Consider the following 14752-nt stretch of genomic DNA (forward strand, 5'->3'; position numbering starts at 1 on the left):
TCAGGGGATCGTCTTGTCGTTTTGGATCGGGGTGACGAGATGGGCACGGCCGAGCGCGGCCTGACCCAGCGAGAGGCCGCCGTCGCCCGGCGGGACCTTCTCGGCAAAGAGCGGACGGAAGCCGCGCGCGACGAGGCCTTCGTCGAGCCCGGTCGCGAGCACGCGGTTCATCAGGCAGCCACCGCCGAGCGCGACACGCTCGCCGGGCACGGCGAGTGCGGCGACGAGGGCGAGGAGCCCGTCGGTGACGGCGCCGTGGAAGAGTTCGGCGCCGGCGCGCGGATCGATCCCCGGCCGGCAGAGCTCGACGAGCAGCGGTCGGAAGTCGAGCACGCCGTCCTCGATCCGGTAGAGGCCGGAGCCGCGGACGGGCGCGCGGACCAGCGCCTCGAGCTCCATCGCCGCCTGTCCCTCGTGGTCCTGCACCAGGCGAAGACCGAGAAGACCGGCGGCGGCGTCGAAGAGCCGACCGAGCGACGTCGTCGTCGCCTCGCGCCCCGAGGCCAGACGATCGGCCAGCGGCCCGACCATCGCGGCCGGCATGCGGGGATGGTTCGCCGCCTCGAGATCTGCGGCGAAACGCTTCTTCGCCGCCTCGAGGTCGCCGGCGAGATGGGCCGCCGCCAGCGCCATGCGCCAGGGCTCGCGCGCCGCGCGGTCACCTCCCGGCAGGGCGATCGGCGCCAACCGGCCGAGCCGGGCGAAGCCCGATCCCTCGACCCGGATCGCCTCGCCGCCCCAGGCGGCACCGTCGTCGCCGTGGCCGATGCCGTCGAGCGCCAGACCGAAGATCGGCCCGGTGATCCCGTGTTCCGCCGCCACCGCCGCGACATGGGCGGCATGGTGCTGCACGGACAGGCAGGGCACGGCGAACTCGGCGGCGAAGCGCGACGAGCGGTAGTCGGGGTGGAGGTCGCAGACGACCAGCTCCGGCTCGACGTCGAGAAGCGCCATCAGATGGGCCGCCGTCTCGCGGTAGAACTTGACCGTCTCGGCGGTGTCGAGATCGCCGACATGCTGCGAGACGAAGGCCTCGCGCCCGCGCGTCACGCAGACCGTCGCCTTGAGATGGGCGCCGGTCGCCAGCACCGAGGGGCCGTCGGCGCCGAGGTCGATCGGTTCCGGCACGAAGCCGCGCGCCCGGCGGATGAAGCTCGGCCGCCCGGCCACCACCTGCATGACGCTGTCGTCGGCGCGGATGACGATGCCGCGATCGTGGCCGACGATCAGATCGGCGATGCCGCCGAGCCGGCGCTGCGCATCCGCGTCGTCGATCACCAGCGGCTCGCCGCCGGGATTGGCCGAGGTCGCGACGACGACGAAGTCGTTCGCCCCCTCGCGCACCGCCTTGCACGACGGCCGCCCGGCTGCCTCCCAGAAGAGCAGGTGGTGCAGCGGCGTCGCCGCCAGCATGACGCCGAGGCGGGAGAGATGGGGCGCGATCGACGGCGCCACCGCGCCCGCAACCGCGTCCATCACCACGATCGGCGCCGCCGGCGAGGCGAGGAGCGCCCGCTCGGCCTCGCTCGCCACGACCAGCCCGTCGAGCGAGGCGAGGTTCGCCACCATCACCGCGAAGGGCTTGGCATCGCGCTGCTTGCGCCGACGCAGTTCGGCGACCGCGGCCTCGTTGCGCGCGTCGCAGAGGAGATGGAACCCGCCGAGGCCCTTCAGCGCCACGATCTTCCCCGCGCGGATCGCCGCGACGATCGTCTCGACCGAATGGGTCAGCCGCGGCCCGCAGGCCGGACAGGCGACCGGTTCGGCATGGAAGCGCCGATCGGTCGGGTCGCGATAGGCGGCGGCACAGGAGCCGCACATCGGGAAGGACGCCATCGACGTCTGCGCCCGGTCGTAGGGCAGCCGCGCCGTGATCGTCAGCCGCGGCCCGCAATGGGTGCAGTTGACGAAGGGATAGAGGTGATAGCGGCTCTCGGGATCGAAGAGATCGTCGAGACAGGCCGAACAGGTCGCGGCATCGGCCGGCACCCGCGTCCGCACCTTGCCGGCGATGCTCTCGACGATGCGGAACCCGGTCTCGCCGCGCGGCGCCAGCGGCACCGTCTCGATCGCGTCGAAACGGGCGAGCGGCGGGCGCTCGGCTTCGAGGGCGGCGCGGAAGGCGTCGAGCCCCTCGCCCTCGACCTCGATCAGCACGCCGTCGCCGTCGTTGAGCACGTAGCCCGAAAGCCCGAACCGCATCGCCAGCCCGTAGACGAAGGGCCGCATGCCGACACCCTGAACCGCACCCCGGACGCGCAGGCGCAGACGATCGATCGCGGAAGCGACCTCGTCCTGTCCCTGGCGTGCGAAGAGCGGATCGAGCGACATGGTCCCTCCTCAGGCCGGACGGCGCGCGAAGGCGGCGCGCTTGTCGACCCAGGCGTAGAAGGCTTCGAGCCCTTCGCCGGTGCGCGCCGACACCGTCAGCACCTCGAGCCGCGGATTGACCTGCTTCGCCGCGGCGATGCAGGCCGCGACGTCGAAGTCGAGATGCGGCAGCAGGTCGGACTTGTTGAGCAGCATCAGGTCGGCGGCGGCGAACATGTCCGGGTACTTGAGCGGCTTGTCCTCGCCCTCGGTCACCGACAGCACCGCCACCTTGTGCGCCTCGCCGAGGTCGAAGGCGGCCGGGCAGACGAGATTGCCGACGTTCTCGATGAAGAGCAGCGCGTTCTCCGGCAGATCGAGATCGCCGAGCGCCCGGCCGACCATCGAGGCGTCGAGGTGGCAGCCCTTGCCGGTGTTGACCTGGATCGCCTTGACGCCGGTGGCGCGAATGCGATCGGCGTCGTTGGAGGTCTGCTGATCGCCCTCGATCACCGAGATCGGGTAACGGCCCTTCAGATCGCCGATGACCTTGCACAGAAGCGTCGTCTTGCCCGAGCCGGGCGAGGAGACGAAGTTCAGCGCGAAGGCACCCTTCTCGGCCAGCGCCCGGCGATTGTCGCGGGCGAGCCGGTCGTTCTTGGAGAGGATGTCGCGCTCGATCCGCACCAGCCGGTCCTGCGAGATCCCCGGCACATGGACCCCGGCGAGACCGCCGCCGTAGTGGAGGTCGTCGCCCGACTTCGTCACGTGGTCATGATCATGGTCGTGCCCGTGGTCATGGTCATGATCATGGTCGTGGGTGTGCCCGTGATCGTGGCCGTGGGCATGGGAATGGCCGTGGTCGTGGCCGTGCTCATGCTCGTGGGCATGGGAATGGCCGTCGTGATCGTGGTCGTGCGAATGGACGTGGGCATGGCCGTGATCGTGCGCATGGGCATGATCGGCGTCGTGGACGTGATCATGGTCATGGTCGTGGTCGTGCCCATGATCGTGATCGTGATCGTGGTGGTGATGATCATGGTCGTGCCCATGATGGTGGTCGCCCACCGGCTTACCTTCGACCGTCGCCGTGCCGCAACCGCAGACCGTGCACATCACTCAACCTCCAACTCCGCGACGCGCAGATCGTCGCCGCCGGTCATCTGAACCCTGTGATTGCCGCATTCGGGGCAGGCCCCGAAGCGCTCCGACAGCGGCACCGTCTTGCCGCAGTCCATGCACCAGCCCTCGCCGGGCACACGTTCGATCTCGAGCACGGCGCCCGCCGCGATCGTTCCGCCGGTCACCGCCTCGAAGCAGAAGCGCATGGCGTCCGGTTCGACGTGGGACAGTTCACCGATCGCGAGCTTGACCACCTTGACCGATGTCGCCCCGGCGCGGCGCGCCTCTTCCTCGACGATCTCGATCACGCTCTCCATGAGCGACATCTCATGCATCGAGCATCTCCTCGATCGCCACGTCCCAACCGACGCAGGGGTCGAACAGCGACCCGATCCGCTCCGCCCGCGCCAGCCCTTCGGCGCCCGCGGGAAAGACGTTGGCGGCGAGCGTCGCTGCGAGCGGCCCGTCGGGGTGAAAGTTCCATTCGGTCGGCGCGACGATCGCCCAGGAAACGACGCGTCCATCCTCGTCGACCCGCGCCAGATGGTGCAGCCGGCCGCGCGGGCTCTCGACCGCGGCATGGCCGGTGCGTGGACCGACCTGTCGCCCGGTGATCCAGTCGGCGCCTATGCGCAGGCGATCGTCCTGCGGCGCGTCGAGCAGTTCGGCGGCTTCCGCGATCTCGGCGAGCCGCGCCGCCAGGCGGAAGCGCCCATCGGCGAGCGTCCGCGACGTCGCCGCCCGCGCCCCCGGTCCCGCCTCGGGCTTGCGCCCGGCGAGCCGCGGCAGCGCCGAGAAGCCCTCCGGATCGCGCGTCAGTTCGGCGATCACCGCCTCGTCGTCGCTCGGCCGCAACGCGTCGCAACGGCCGAAGCGGTCGTCGGTCTCCGCCGCGATCGCCTCGAGCGCCCGCGACGCCCACGAACCGGAGGCGACCGCCAGCCGCCCGCGCCGATCGATCGTCGGACCGAGCCGCAGGAGCGCGCCGCGGATGCGGTCGATCGCCCCCGTCGCCTCGGTCACGGGACCACCGACCGCAGTGCCGAGCAGGGCATGGACGCCGGCGAGCACCGCCCGCACGTCGGCGAGCGTCTCGCGATCGGTGGCGTCGACCCCGCCGACGCCCGAGCCGGTCACCATCGCCCTCAGATGCTCGCCCAGCCGCTCGGCGGCGAGACCCTGCATCCGTTCGGCGACGATCGGTTCGACGTCGCGCCCCATCGCCGCGATGATCGCGGTTTCCGCCGCCACCCAGTGGGAGCGGCCGCACAGCGCATGCATCCGCGCCAGCAGCGCCGGCACCTCGCCGGCCGAACGCCCGGCGAGCAGACGACCCGAAAAGCCGGTCGGCCGGGTCGAGCTGATCGCGACGCGACGCGCCGTTCGCGTCTCGGGATCGACCGCGATCTCGAGCCGGATCCCGCCGGCCGAAAGAGGTGCGACCGCCGCCATGCTCAGCCCTCCCCGCCGCGGCGGCCGAAGAGCAGCGCGCGGCGATCGATCGCCGTCGGCGCCCGTTTCTCGGGCTGCGGTTCGGGCTCCGGCTCGGGTGCCCGGAAGACTTCCTCGATCGCCGCTTCGGCGACCGCACGGACGACCGCCGGATCGTCGAACTCGAACATCGGCGAAAAGAACGAGGCGCTGTCGAGCCGGCCGAACCCGTCGACCGCCCCGACCACGCAGGGAAAGTCGCCGCCGGGGAAGGCATGGACCACGGTCGAGCCGGGCGAAGCCGGCTCGAGCTCCGGTCCGTCCGGCGGCGCGGTGACGACGAGGTTCATGAACCACGGCGTCGCCATCACCCCGACGATGCGCGAGCCCCAGGGGCGAAAGCCGACCGCCTCGACCACCAGCGCCGGATTGACCAGCGGCACGTCGCGCATCGGCCCGTCGGCCACCACGCGGAAGGCCGCCTCGAGCCGTGCCGCCACGACCGACGCCGCAGCATCGTCCGCAGGCAGGGCCTGCGGCTTCGGCGAGACGAGGGTCGACGGCGCGGTCTCGGTCACGACATCAGCCTCCCGATCCGAGGATCATGAACTTCGAGCGCGGCGCGCTGCAGTTCGGGCAGGTCCACTCCTCCGGCAGATCGGCGAAGGACGTGCCGGGCGGCACCTGCCAGGCGTCGTCGCCTTCGGCCGGATCGTAGACGTGCCAGCAGATGCCGCACTCCATCTTCGTCTCCGCCGTCACATCCTGCTTCACGCCGAAGTTCTCGAAGCCACTCATTGGAAATAGGCCTCGCGGATGTCTTTCAAGCGCTCGGCCGAATCGCGGAAGTCCTCGACCGCCGCGCGCGCCGTCACCGGCACGTCGCCGATCTCCAGCGTGTCGAGCACGATCGTGTCCATGGCGTTGAAGAACTGCACCGACCAGACGTTCCGCGTGCCGGTCGCGACGATCCGGCAGGTGCCGTAGCCGCGCGACAGCATCTGCACCGGCCCCGGCCCCAGCGTGTCCTGGAGATGGCTCATGTCGGCTTCCGACATCGGGAACAGCGAGAAGGTGATGGCATGGGACGGATCGCCGGGACGATGCGCCAGCGCGCGGTCGCGGATCTCGGTCAGGAGCGACATCACGTTCATCGCGCCCTCGGGCGGCGGCGGCAGATCCTCGAGCACCGTCGTCATCGACGCCGCGCGCTCGACCGCCGCCGGCACCGAGGCGACCTCGACGTAGTCGGCGACGCGGGCGCCCGAGGCGTCGGTGAAACGCACCCGCCACAGGCCGGCCATCACCGATTCCTGCACCTGCGCCACGACCCCTTCGGGCAGCGCCACCGTGGCGGAGACCTCGCCCTCGCCCAGCACCTGGCCGAGCAGCTCGAGATCGTCGGCGCCATAGCCGTCGAGATCGAACAGCCGGCTCGGCCGGCCGACCTCCTGCGTCTCCAGCGCCGCGATCATCTCGGGCAACAGGCTCGCCACCCGCGGACAGCGCGCGATCAGTTCCTCGGCGCTCGAGGTGGCGAGGAAGGAGATGGTGCCGGTGCCCGTCAGGCCCGAGCGACCGGCGAAACCCGAAGCCTTGTCGTCGATGCCGATCGGCACCATCGACACGCCTTCGTCGGCGCCGTCCGGCGCGACCCAGAATCCAGCCTTCATGCCTCGTCTCCCCTCGCGGCCTGCGATGTGGTGAAGGCCACCCGCGGCTTCTCGTCCTTGATCAGCGCCGGGGCGTCCGCCGCCAGCGCCGTCTCGATCTTTTCCATGTATTCCGACCAGTCGCGGATCTTCGGCAGAACCGCGATCGTCTCCATGCCCCGCGTCACGACGAGCGACGGCAACACCGCGACGTGGAAACGCGACGACAGCGCCGCCTCCGCGCCGGTCGCCACGACGGCGCCGCGCAGGCGACGCTGGAAGGCGGCCAGCACCTCCGGCATCACCACGGCCACGTCGAGCGTTTCCGCCCGCGTCGCCGGATCGCCGGGAAAGAACAGCAGCGCATGCGGGGGTTCCCCCTCCGCGGGCGCGAGAAAAGCGTCGATCGACGAGGGATCGACCACCGGCAGGCCGTAGCGATCGGCCAATGCGGCGACGAGGGGATGTGTCATGCGTCCTCCCGGTGCGGGCTTCGCGTTTGTCTGTGGCCCGCCTCCCTCTGGTTCAGCAAGCCGTATGCCAACACTCCGTCCACCCGATGACAAGCAAACGACCGCCGTTTTCCGGTCACGACCGTCGGGACACCCCGAGCGCCGCTTCCGGATACGACCGTGCACTTTCCATCGATGGAAATCAATTGATCGGACCGCGTATCCCGCGCGCCGTTGCGCGGGGTGCGTGAAGGCCCGGTCAGGCCGTCGCGGCGGGGACGTCCTCGCCGCCGTCTTCGCGCAGGAAGTCGGGCAGCTGCGGTTCGCGCCCGACCAGATCGGCGAAGAGATGGTCGAAGCTCTCGCCGTCGAGCGCCGCGGCGAGGCCGCGCAGCGCATTGTCGATCATCGTCGCCTCGGCCTCGTCGAGCACGCGCACCGCGCTGTCGATGTGGACGAGCACCCGTGTACCGACCGGCTGCTCGCCGATCAGCAGCATCGAGACGCGCCGCTGCTCGTCGCCGCGGGCGACGAGTGCGGTCATGTCGTCGCCTTCGACGACGACCATCGGAATCCCGAGGCACATGGTTGCTCGTCCCTTCGAAGTCTCAGCCGACCCGTCGCTCGTAGGCGACGAAGTCGATGTCGTTGGCCAGCAGCGGCTCGGCCGCGTCCGCCCGGCTCTCCACCGCGATGCCCCACTCGGCGAGCAGCGCCACGGCGGCGGCGAGCGCCGGTTCCAGCGCATCGCGCGCCGGCCCGGTGAGCGGTCCGCCCCAGTCCTCGAGATCGAGCGGCTGGCAGCCGATCAGCGCGAGCTCCCGGGGATAGGCCCCGAGCAGATCCGCCGCCGACAATACCTCCTGGAAGCCCGTCTGGTGAAGCGACATCTTCTTGGCGCCGGTGAACTTCGGCACCTCGTCGTCGCGGACGATCTTCAACGTGCCGGGTTCCAGCCCGTAATCGATCGCGTCGAACACCAGCAGGCGGTCGTGCTCCTGCAGGAAGTTGACGAGGTAGAGCCCCTGGGTGCCGCCGTCGAGGACGGTGACGTCGTCGGGAACGCGGTAGCGGCGGTGGAATTCCTCCACCGCCCTGACCCCGAAGCCCTCGTCCGCCCACAGGATGTTGCCGATGCCGAGCACCAGCGTGCGCGAGGTCGCTTGTCCCATCGTCTCAGTCCTTCAGATCGTCGCGGAACAGACGTTCGCCCGACACCATCGACGAGATCATCGACTGGCGGCTGAGGATGTCTTCGCGCACCGCGGCGTAGACGTGCACGACCACGAAGGTCACGATCGCCCACATGCCGAGATGGTGCCAGGTGTGGAGGTCCTGACTGTTGTGGAAGATCGAGAAGACCCAGCCGAACAGTTTGTACTGCCAGCTCGCCTGTCCCTCACCCTCGGAATAGAGCGCCATGCCGCTGATCATCATGAAGACGAGGAACAGCATGAAGGTGAACATGGCGATATGCGCCAGCGGGTTGTGGCCGATGTACTTCTTCGGGTCCTTCACCAGGAAGGCATACCACTTGGCCTCGTAGATCACACCCCAGAGCCAGGTCTTGTTCCACACCGGCAGGATGAAGAGCTGACGCGAATAGGCGTTGCCCACGAAGGCCCAGTAGAGGCGGAACAGGAAGAAGACGATGAGCGTCTGCCCGGTCGCGAAATGCGCGAAGCGGATGTAGCCCATCAGGAAGTTGTTCGAAGCCTCGCCCGGAACCGAGGGAAGCGGCGAACCGATGAAGTAGCCGGAGATGCACAGCACCAGGATGCACAGGGCATTGACCCAGTGCCACAGGCGCACCGGCGCCTCGTAGACGTAGATGGTCTGGAGCGCGCGCGCCTTTTCCTTGCCGGAGGCGTCGTAGGCGCCCTTGATTTCGGCGATCTGCGTCGTCATGGGATCCTCCCGACGATCACCCGCCGCGCCGACCGGGGTCGACCATGCGGTGATCGTACTCGAACCTGAGGGAGGGGACGGCGGCGAACCGCCGTCCCGCCGTTCCGGTCAGCGCACCGTGACCGTCGCCATGTCCTGGCCGTCCTCGGACATGACGTGCGTCGAGCACGCCAGGCACGGGTCGAAGGAATGGAGGGTGCGCAGGATCTCGAGCGGCTTCTCCGGATCCGCCAGCGGCGTGTCCATGAGCGCGGCCTCGAAGGCGCCGATGCCGCCCTTCGGGTCGCGGGGCGAGCCGTTCCAGGTGGTCGGCACGACGGCCTGATAGTTGTCGATCTTGCCGTCCTTGATCTTCACCCAGTGGCCGAGCGCGCCGCGCGGCGCCTCGGTGAAGCCGACGCCCTTGACCTCCTTCGGCCAGCTCTCCGGCTTCCACTTCTCGGTGTTGGCGGTCGACGAGTCGCCCGCCTTGATGGTGGCGACCAGCTTGTCCTGGAAGTAGCGCATCTGATGCGCCGCCCACTGGCACTCGAGCGCGCGCGCCGCGGTGCGGCCGAGCGTCGAGAACAGCGCCGAGATCGGCGCGCCGAGGTCCTTGAGCAGCTTGTCGACCGGCTCCTTGAACTCCGCCTTGTTCTGGGCGTAGCCGACGATGTAGCGGGCGAGCGGGCCCACTTCGACGGCATTGCCCTTCCAGCGCGGCGACTTGATCCAGGAGTACTTGCCCTCTTCGTCGAGCGCCTGGATGTTGGTCTTGGTGCCCTTGGTCTTCGGACCCAGCACGTAGTTCGGCTCGGTGACGCCGTCCCACGGATGCAGGCCCTTGGTCTCGTCCGGGTACTTGTACCAGGAATGGGTGACGAACTCCTGGATCTGGTTGGGATCCTTGAGATCGACCGGCATGACCTCCTTGAGGTTGCCGTTGAGGATGACGCCGTGCGGCAGCTTGAGCGAAGCCGGCGAATAGTCGTTGGCGTGCTCGGGAATGTCGCCGTAGGACATCACCGACTTGCCCGACAGACCGCCACCGTAGAGCCAGTCCTTGTAGAACGAACCGATCGCCATCAGGTCGGGGATGTAGACCTGCTCGGTGAAGGCGATGCACTGGTCGATGATCGACGAGACCAGGTTCAGGCGTTCCATGTTGATGGCACCGACCGAGCCCACGCCGTCGACGTTGATGGCGCAGGGCACGCCGCCGACCAGCCAGTTCGGATGGGGGTTCTTGCCGCCGTAGATCGTGTGGATCTTGACGATCTCCTTCTGGAAGTCGAGCGCTTCCAGATAGTGGGCGACCGCCATGAGGTTGGCTTCCGGCGGCAGCTTGTAGGCCTTGTGGCCCCAGTAGCCGTTCTTGAACGGGCCGAGCTGTCCCGATTCGACGAACTTCTTCAGGCGACCCTGCAGGTCCTTGAAGTAGCCCGGCGACGACAGCGGCCAGTTGGAGATCGACTGGGCGAGCTGCGACGTCGCCTTCGGGTCGGCGGAGAGCGCCGAGACCACGTCGACCCAGTCGAGCGCATGCAGGTGGTAGAAGTGGACCAGATGGTCGTGCACCTGCAGCGCCAGCTGCATGATGTTGCGGATCGAGTTGGCGTTCTCCGGGATCTTGATGTCGAGCGCGTTCTCGACCGCGCGCACCGAGGTCAGCGCGTGGGTGCCGGTGCACACGCCGCAGATGCGCTCGGTGAAGGCCCAGGCGTCGCGCGGATCACGGCCGCGCAGGATCACTTCGATGCCACGCCACATGGTGCCGGTCGACACCGCGTTGCGGATGACGTTGTTCTCGTCGACGTTCACTTCGACGCGCATGTGACCCTCGATGCGGGTCACCGGATCGACGACGATGCGCTTGCCGGAGTTGTCGAGATTGAAACCGTTCGGAGTCTGGATGCCCATGACGGCGCGTCCTCTTCAAGTGTTCTGGTTCGGGGCGGCCGTCAGTCGACCTGCTCGGGCTTCTTGGAGGTGACGCGCTTCACCGCGGTGATCGCGGCATGAGCGACCACGCCGGCCGTGACGACACCGGCCACCGTGCCGCCGACCTTGTCGGCGTTGGCCTCGATGCCGAACTGGTTGATGCCGGTGAGACGGTCGTAGAACGAGCCCTTGTCCCAGAAATTCTCCTCCGAACAGCCGATGCAGCCGTGGCCCGACTGGATCGGGAAGGAGACGCCGGCGTTCCAGCGCACGGTCGAGCAGGCGTTGTAGGTCGTCGGACCCTTGCAGCCCATCTTGTAGAGGCAGTAGCCCTTCTTGGCGCCCTCGTCGTCCCACTCCTCGACGAACTGGCCGGCGTCGAAATGCGGACGGCGGTAGCACTTGTCGTGGATGCGCTGCGAATAGAACATCTTCGGCCGACCCTGACGGTCGAGCTCGGGCAGACGTCCGAAGGTGGTCACGAAGGTGACGACGCCGGTCATCACCTCGGCGATCGGCGGACAGCCCGGGACCTTGATGATCGGCTTGTTCCTGATGACCTTGTCGATCGGCGTCGCCTGGGTCGGGTTCGGCTTCGCCGCCTGGACGCAGCCCCACGAGGCGCAGGCGCCCCAGGCGATGACGGCCATGGCGTCTTCCGCCATTTCCTTCAGCTTCTCGACGAAGGGACGGCCGCCGTCGATGCAGAACATGCCGTCTTCGTTGAGCGGCGGATTGCCCTCGACGGCCAGGATGTACTGACCCTTGTACTTCTCCCGGGTCTCCTGGAGGATCGCTTCGGCCTGATGGCCGGCCGCCGCCATGATCGTGTCGTCGTAGTCGAGCGAGATCATCGACAGGACCACGTCCTTCACCAGCGGATGCGCCGAGCGGATGAAGCTCTCCGAGCAGCAGGTGCACTCGAGGCCGTGCATCCAGATGACCGGAATGCGCGGCTTGGTCTCCAGCGCATGCGCCATCTCGGACGCCGCCGTCGAGCCGAGCCCGAGGCTCGCCGCGGTGAGCGAACAGAATTTGGTGAAGCTGCGCCGCGTGATCCCCTGACGCCGGATCACTTCGTAGAACGTTTCAGTGGCTGCACTCATCGCGCGTATCCCCCAGGACGGTCTCGCCGCATCCCGATCCGCGCCCCCCGAGAGACGCTCGCACCGGCCACGACGGACGTTTCGTAGCGATGCATCTCTGAGAGCAAATCGTAGGCCAATTACCACTGCGTCCGGCCCGCGACCGATCGTCTTACGAAAACCTCCGGATTCCCGCCATTCGCAGGTCGTCCCTGTCGCAGGCATCGACTCGATCGCGCCGCCGTTTCTGCCTCCATCCGGAAGAACGGTGTCCGGATGCGGAAACTGAATGTACACCACCCGACACGCCACGATCGGGCACGGCGCGTGGCGAAGAGGTCGTCGCACGGTGTTCGAGGGGGTTATCCGGACGCGAGAAGACGGGCGGGCGGTGCACCGCTCAGTGGGCGGTGCAGACCATGCAGGGGTCGAAGGAGCGCACCACGTGCTGCACCGCGACCGCCTCGGCTCCCGCCTCGCCGACCGCGAGCCCTTCGAGCGCGCCCTCGAGCGGGCCGGGCATGCCGGCCGCGTCGCGCGGCGAGAAGTTGAAGGTGGTCGGCGCGACGATCTGCCAGCGGCCGATCCGGCCGCCCCGCACCGTCGTCCAATGGCCGAGGCTGCCGCGCGCAGCCTCCACCAGGCCGACGCCCGAGCCGTCGGTCTGGCTCTGCCCTTCCGAACAGAAGGGCGCGCCGCGGGCGATCGCCGTCAGCCAGCGTTCCATCGCGAGGAGGACGCGCGCCGATTCCACCAGCCGCAGGATCACCCGCGCCGCCACACCCGTGCCGCTGGCCTCGCGCACCAGCGCGGCGGCGAGCGGATCGCCGTCGACCAGCTGGCGCGCCAGTGCGCCGACCTCGACCGCCCTTCCGTCGAGCCGCGGCGCCCGCGCCCAGGAATAGGCGCCGGCGCGCTCGAGATCCGGCGCCGTCGTCGCCCGCGCCGGCGGCCCCGCCTCGCCGGCGATCCAGGCATGGGCCGGATCTTCGGTGATCGCGTCGATCGCAAGCGGCCGATGGACGAGATCCGCCGTCTCCATCACCCCGGCGCGGAAGGCGTGGCCCCCGTCGGGACCCGTGCCGGGATAGGCGCCGACGCTCATGACGAGGCCCGGCCCGCGGCCGAGCCGGGCGAGATCGAGATCGCGGGCGAGCCTGAGAAAAGCCGAGAAGTCGCTCGGACCGTCGGAGACCCGATCGAGATCGGCGAGGCTCGCGAGTCCGGCGATCGCCTCGAGCGGCCGGCCGAACAGCGGTCCCTCCGCAAAGGCGCGGACATCGGCGAGGATGGTGCCGAGCCGCATGATCTCGCCGAGCCCCAGCGCCCGCGTCGTGCCGCCGGCACGGAAGGCGAGGCTGTGCGGCCATTTGCCCGCGACGACGCCCATCACCTCGAGCAGCCGTGCCCGCGCCGGCAGGAACGTCGCCGACGTCGTCCCATGGATCGCCGCGAAGCGCTCGGCGACAGCCGGATACCACGGCCGGTCGGCATAGGCGGCCCGCGCGAAGTCGGGCATGAAGAAGAGGTGGAAATGGGTCAGATGGTCGGCGACGTTCTCCGCCCCGTGGGCGATCGCCGCCGCCAGCTCGCCGTTGCGCTCGGGCACGAGGCCGGAGAACGAGGCGATGGCGCGGGCCACCGCGAGCGACTGCGACACCGAGCAGATGCCGCAGATGCGCGGCGCGATCACCAGCGCGTCGTCGAGCGGACGGCCGACCAGGATCTGCTCGAAGCCGCGATAGAGCGGCACGCCGACCTCGGCCCGTTGGACGACGCCCGCCTCGATGTCGAGCGCGATCTCGAGGTCGCCCTCGACGCGATTGAACGGCCCGACCAGAACCCGCGTCACGTCTCGCTCCCTTCGCCGCCCTTGCGGCCGCGCCCCGGCGGCACCACCACCCGGTCTGCGACGGCGTTGACCCGGACCCGTCTCGGCGTCGCCGACTTCGACAGCGCCGCCAGCGCCATGAACCAGGCCTTGGGCATGTCGAGCGGCAGGCCGACCGGAATGCCGGCGATCTTCGGCGTGGCGAGGAAGCCGCGCGCCTCCTCGAAGCCCGGCGAGGTACAGCCGATGCAGGCATAGCCGCCCTGGGTACACGACCCTTCGCCGTTCCAGCCGCGCTGATTGCAGTCGCCGACGGCCTGCGTCGCCTTGCAGCCGAGATGTTCCATCATGCAGCCACGGTCCGACGCCCGTTCGGCGCTCGCCTTGAACTCGTAGAACTCGTTGCGCGAACAGCCGTGATGGGCGAGGTGGTCGGCGAAGAACTTCGGCCGACCGAAGGCGTCGAGATCGCTCGCCACCAGCGCACCGCGCGCCAGGGCCTGCAGCGTCTCGACGATCCAGCCGGGATGCGGCGCGCAGCCGGCGATCGAGACGACCGGCAACCCGCCCAGCGCTTCGAAGTCGGCACCCAGCGCGCCGCCGCGCTCGGTCCCGTCGAACTGCAGACCGATCGCCTCGGCCGGATCGGGGGCCGCCGCCGGAATGCCGCCGAAGGCGGCGCAGGAGCCGACCGCCACGACGACGCCGGCGCGGGTCGACAGCGAGCGCACCCAGTCGGCCATCGTCCGCCCGGTGCCGGCGAGCATCTGGCAGCGCCCCGAGCCGTTCGGTCCGAGCAGGACGGAGCCCTCGATCACCAGCGCGTCGAGCCGCCGTTCACCGCGCTCGACGCTCTCGAGGATGGCGCGCGCCTCCGATCCCGTCTCGACGCTGACCGACGGATGCCACAGGAGTTCGATCCCGGCGCGGTCGAACGCGTCGAACAGGCCACGGGCGCCGTGTTCGAGCACCGCCATGGTGCAGCCGCCGCAACTGCCGGCCTGCAGCCAGAGAACCGAGAAGCGTTCGCCCGTCATGTCG

The 14752-nt window shown here is 69.3% G+C and carries 15 protein-coding genes; all 15 read right to left on the reverse strand.

Annotated elements, in window-relative coordinates; genetic code table 11:
- Complete coding sequence (gene hypF / locus ACT53U_RS14120; protein ID WP_476156073.1) at positions 1-2331, reverse strand: carbamoyltransferase HypF; 2331 nt, start codon at positions 2329-2331, stop codon at positions 1-3.
- 9 nt (positions 2332-2340) lie between these two features.
- The gene (gene hypB / locus ACT53U_RS14125) at positions 2341-3426 is read right to left on the reverse strand and encodes a hydrogenase nickel incorporation protein HypB (RefSeq protein ID WP_476156075.1); all 1086 of its coding nucleotides are present in this window, start codon (positions 3424-3426) and stop codon (positions 2341-2343) included.
- On the reverse strand, positions 3426-3767 hold the full coding sequence (gene hypA / locus ACT53U_RS14130; RefSeq protein ID WP_476133562.1) for a hydrogenase maturation nickel metallochaperone HypA: 342 nt from the start codon (positions 3765-3767) through the stop codon (positions 3426-3428). The genes hypB and hypA overlap by 1 nt, the downstream gene beginning before the upstream one ends.
- Complete coding sequence (locus ACT53U_RS14135; RefSeq protein WP_476156077.1) at positions 3760-4884, reverse strand: hypothetical protein; 1125 nt, start codon at positions 4882-4884, stop codon at positions 3760-3762. The genes hypA and ACT53U_RS14135 overlap by 8 nt, the downstream gene beginning before the upstream one ends.
- 2 nt (positions 4885-4886) lie before the next feature.
- The gene (hybE, locus tag ACT53U_RS14140; RefSeq protein WP_476156079.1) at positions 4887-5441 is read right to left on the reverse strand and encodes a [NiFe]-hydrogenase assembly chaperone HybE; all 555 of its coding nucleotides are present in this window, start codon (positions 5439-5441) and stop codon (positions 4887-4889) included.
- A gap of 4 nt (positions 5442-5445) precedes the next feature.
- Positions 5446-5661: a rubredoxin gene (locus tag ACT53U_RS14145; RefSeq protein WP_476133567.1), complete on the reverse strand. Its 216-nt coding sequence runs from the start codon at positions 5659-5661 to the stop codon at positions 5446-5448.
- Entirely contained in the window at positions 5658-6536 is an 879-nt protein-coding gene (locus tag ACT53U_RS14150) for a hydrogenase expression/formation protein (RefSeq protein ID WP_476156081.1), read from the reverse strand. Before ACT53U_RS14150 ends, ACT53U_RS14145 begins: the two co-directional genes overlap by 4 nt.
- Entirely contained in the window at positions 6533-6988 is a 456-nt protein-coding gene (locus ACT53U_RS14155; protein ID WP_476156083.1) for a hydrogenase accessory protein, read from the reverse strand. The genes ACT53U_RS14150 and ACT53U_RS14155 overlap by 4 nt, the downstream gene beginning before the upstream one ends.
- 238 nt (positions 6989-7226) lie before the next feature.
- Positions 7227-7553, reverse strand: coding sequence for a HypC/HybG/HupF family hydrogenase formation chaperone (locus tag ACT53U_RS14160; RefSeq protein ID WP_476156085.1), 327 nt, complete (start codon positions 7551-7553; stop codon positions 7227-7229).
- Between the two features lie 22 nt (positions 7554-7575).
- Positions 7576-8139, reverse strand: a complete 564-nt coding sequence (locus tag ACT53U_RS14165; RefSeq protein ID WP_476156087.1) for a HyaD/HybD family hydrogenase maturation endopeptidase — start codon at positions 8137-8139, stop codon at positions 7576-7578.
- Between the two features lie 4 nt (positions 8140-8143).
- Entirely contained in the window at positions 8144-8875 is a 732-nt protein-coding gene (cybH, locus tag ACT53U_RS14170; RefSeq protein WP_476156089.1) for a Ni/Fe-hydrogenase, b-type cytochrome subunit, read from the reverse strand.
- Between the two features lie 108 nt (positions 8876-8983).
- Positions 8984-10774, reverse strand: coding sequence for a nickel-dependent hydrogenase large subunit (locus ACT53U_RS14175; RefSeq protein ID WP_476156091.1), 1791 nt, complete (start codon positions 10772-10774; stop codon positions 8984-8986).
- Positions 10775-10815: 41 nt separating this feature from the next.
- Positions 10816-11901 carry a hydrogenase small subunit gene (locus tag ACT53U_RS14180; protein ID WP_476156093.1) on the reverse strand — a complete coding sequence of 362 codons (1086 nt, stop codon included), beginning with the start codon at positions 11899-11901 and terminating at the stop codon, positions 10816-10818.
- A gap of 379 nt (positions 11902-12280) precedes the next feature.
- A complete protein-coding gene (locus ACT53U_RS14185) occupies positions 12281-13732 on the reverse strand; it encodes a nickel-dependent hydrogenase large subunit (RefSeq protein WP_476156095.1) in 1452 nt (483 codons plus the stop codon).
- Positions 13729-14748 carry an NADH-quinone oxidoreductase subunit B family protein gene (locus ACT53U_RS14190; protein WP_476156096.1) on the reverse strand — a complete coding sequence of 340 codons (1020 nt, stop codon included), beginning with the start codon at positions 14746-14748 and terminating at the stop codon, positions 13729-13731. Before ACT53U_RS14190 ends, ACT53U_RS14185 begins: the two co-directional genes overlap by 4 nt.
- Between the last annotated feature and the right edge of the window lie 4 nt (positions 14749-14752).

Source organism: Pinisolibacter sp. DMC19 (genome assembly GCF_056313985.1).

Coding starts and splice junctions, on each gene's coding strand:
- hypA (WP_476133562.1), bottom strand. CDS start 3,767: ATGCATGAGATGTCGCTCATGGAGAGCGTGATCGAGATCGTCGAGGAA.
- ACT53U_RS14160 (WP_476156085.1), bottom strand. CDS start 7,553: ATGTGCCTCGGGATTCCGATGGTCGTCGTCGAAGGCGACGACATGACC.
- ACT53U_RS14190 (WP_476156096.1), bottom strand. CDS start 14,748: ATGACGGGCGAACGCTTCTCGGTTCTCTGGCTGCAGGCCGGCAGTTGC.
- cybH (WP_476156089.1), bottom strand. CDS start 8,875: ATGACGACGCAGATCGCCGAAATCAAGGGCGCCTACGACGCCTCCGGC.
- ACT53U_RS14150 (WP_476156081.1), bottom strand. CDS start 6,536: ATGAAGGCTGGATTCTGGGTCGCGCCGGACGGCGCCGACGAAGGCGTG.
- hypB (WP_476156075.1), bottom strand. CDS start 3,426: ATGTGCACGGTCTGCGGTTGCGGCACGGCGACGGTCGAAGGTAAGCCG.
- ACT53U_RS14135 (WP_476156077.1), bottom strand. CDS start 4,884: ATGGCGGCGGTCGCACCTCTTTCGGCCGGCGGGATCCGGCTCGAGATC.
- hypF (WP_476156073.1), bottom strand. CDS start 2,331: ATGTCGCTCGATCCGCTCTTCGCACGCCAGGGACAGGACGAGGTCGCT.
- ACT53U_RS14180 (WP_476156093.1), bottom strand. CDS start 11,901: ATGAGTGCAGCCACTGAAACGTTCTACGAAGTGATCCGGCGTCAGGGG.
- ACT53U_RS14175 (WP_476156091.1), bottom strand. CDS start 10,774: ATGGGCATCCAGACTCCGAACGGTTTCAATCTCGACAACTCCGGCAAG.
- ACT53U_RS14145 (WP_476133567.1), bottom strand. CDS start 5,661: ATGAGTGGCTTCGAGAACTTCGGCGTGAAGCAGGATGTGACGGCGGAG.
- ACT53U_RS14155 (WP_476156083.1), bottom strand. CDS start 6,988: ATGACACATCCCCTCGTCGCCGCATTGGCCGATCGCTACGGCCTGCCG.
- ACT53U_RS14165 (WP_476156087.1), bottom strand. CDS start 8,139: ATGGGACAAGCGACCTCGCGCACGCTGGTGCTCGGCATCGGCAACATC.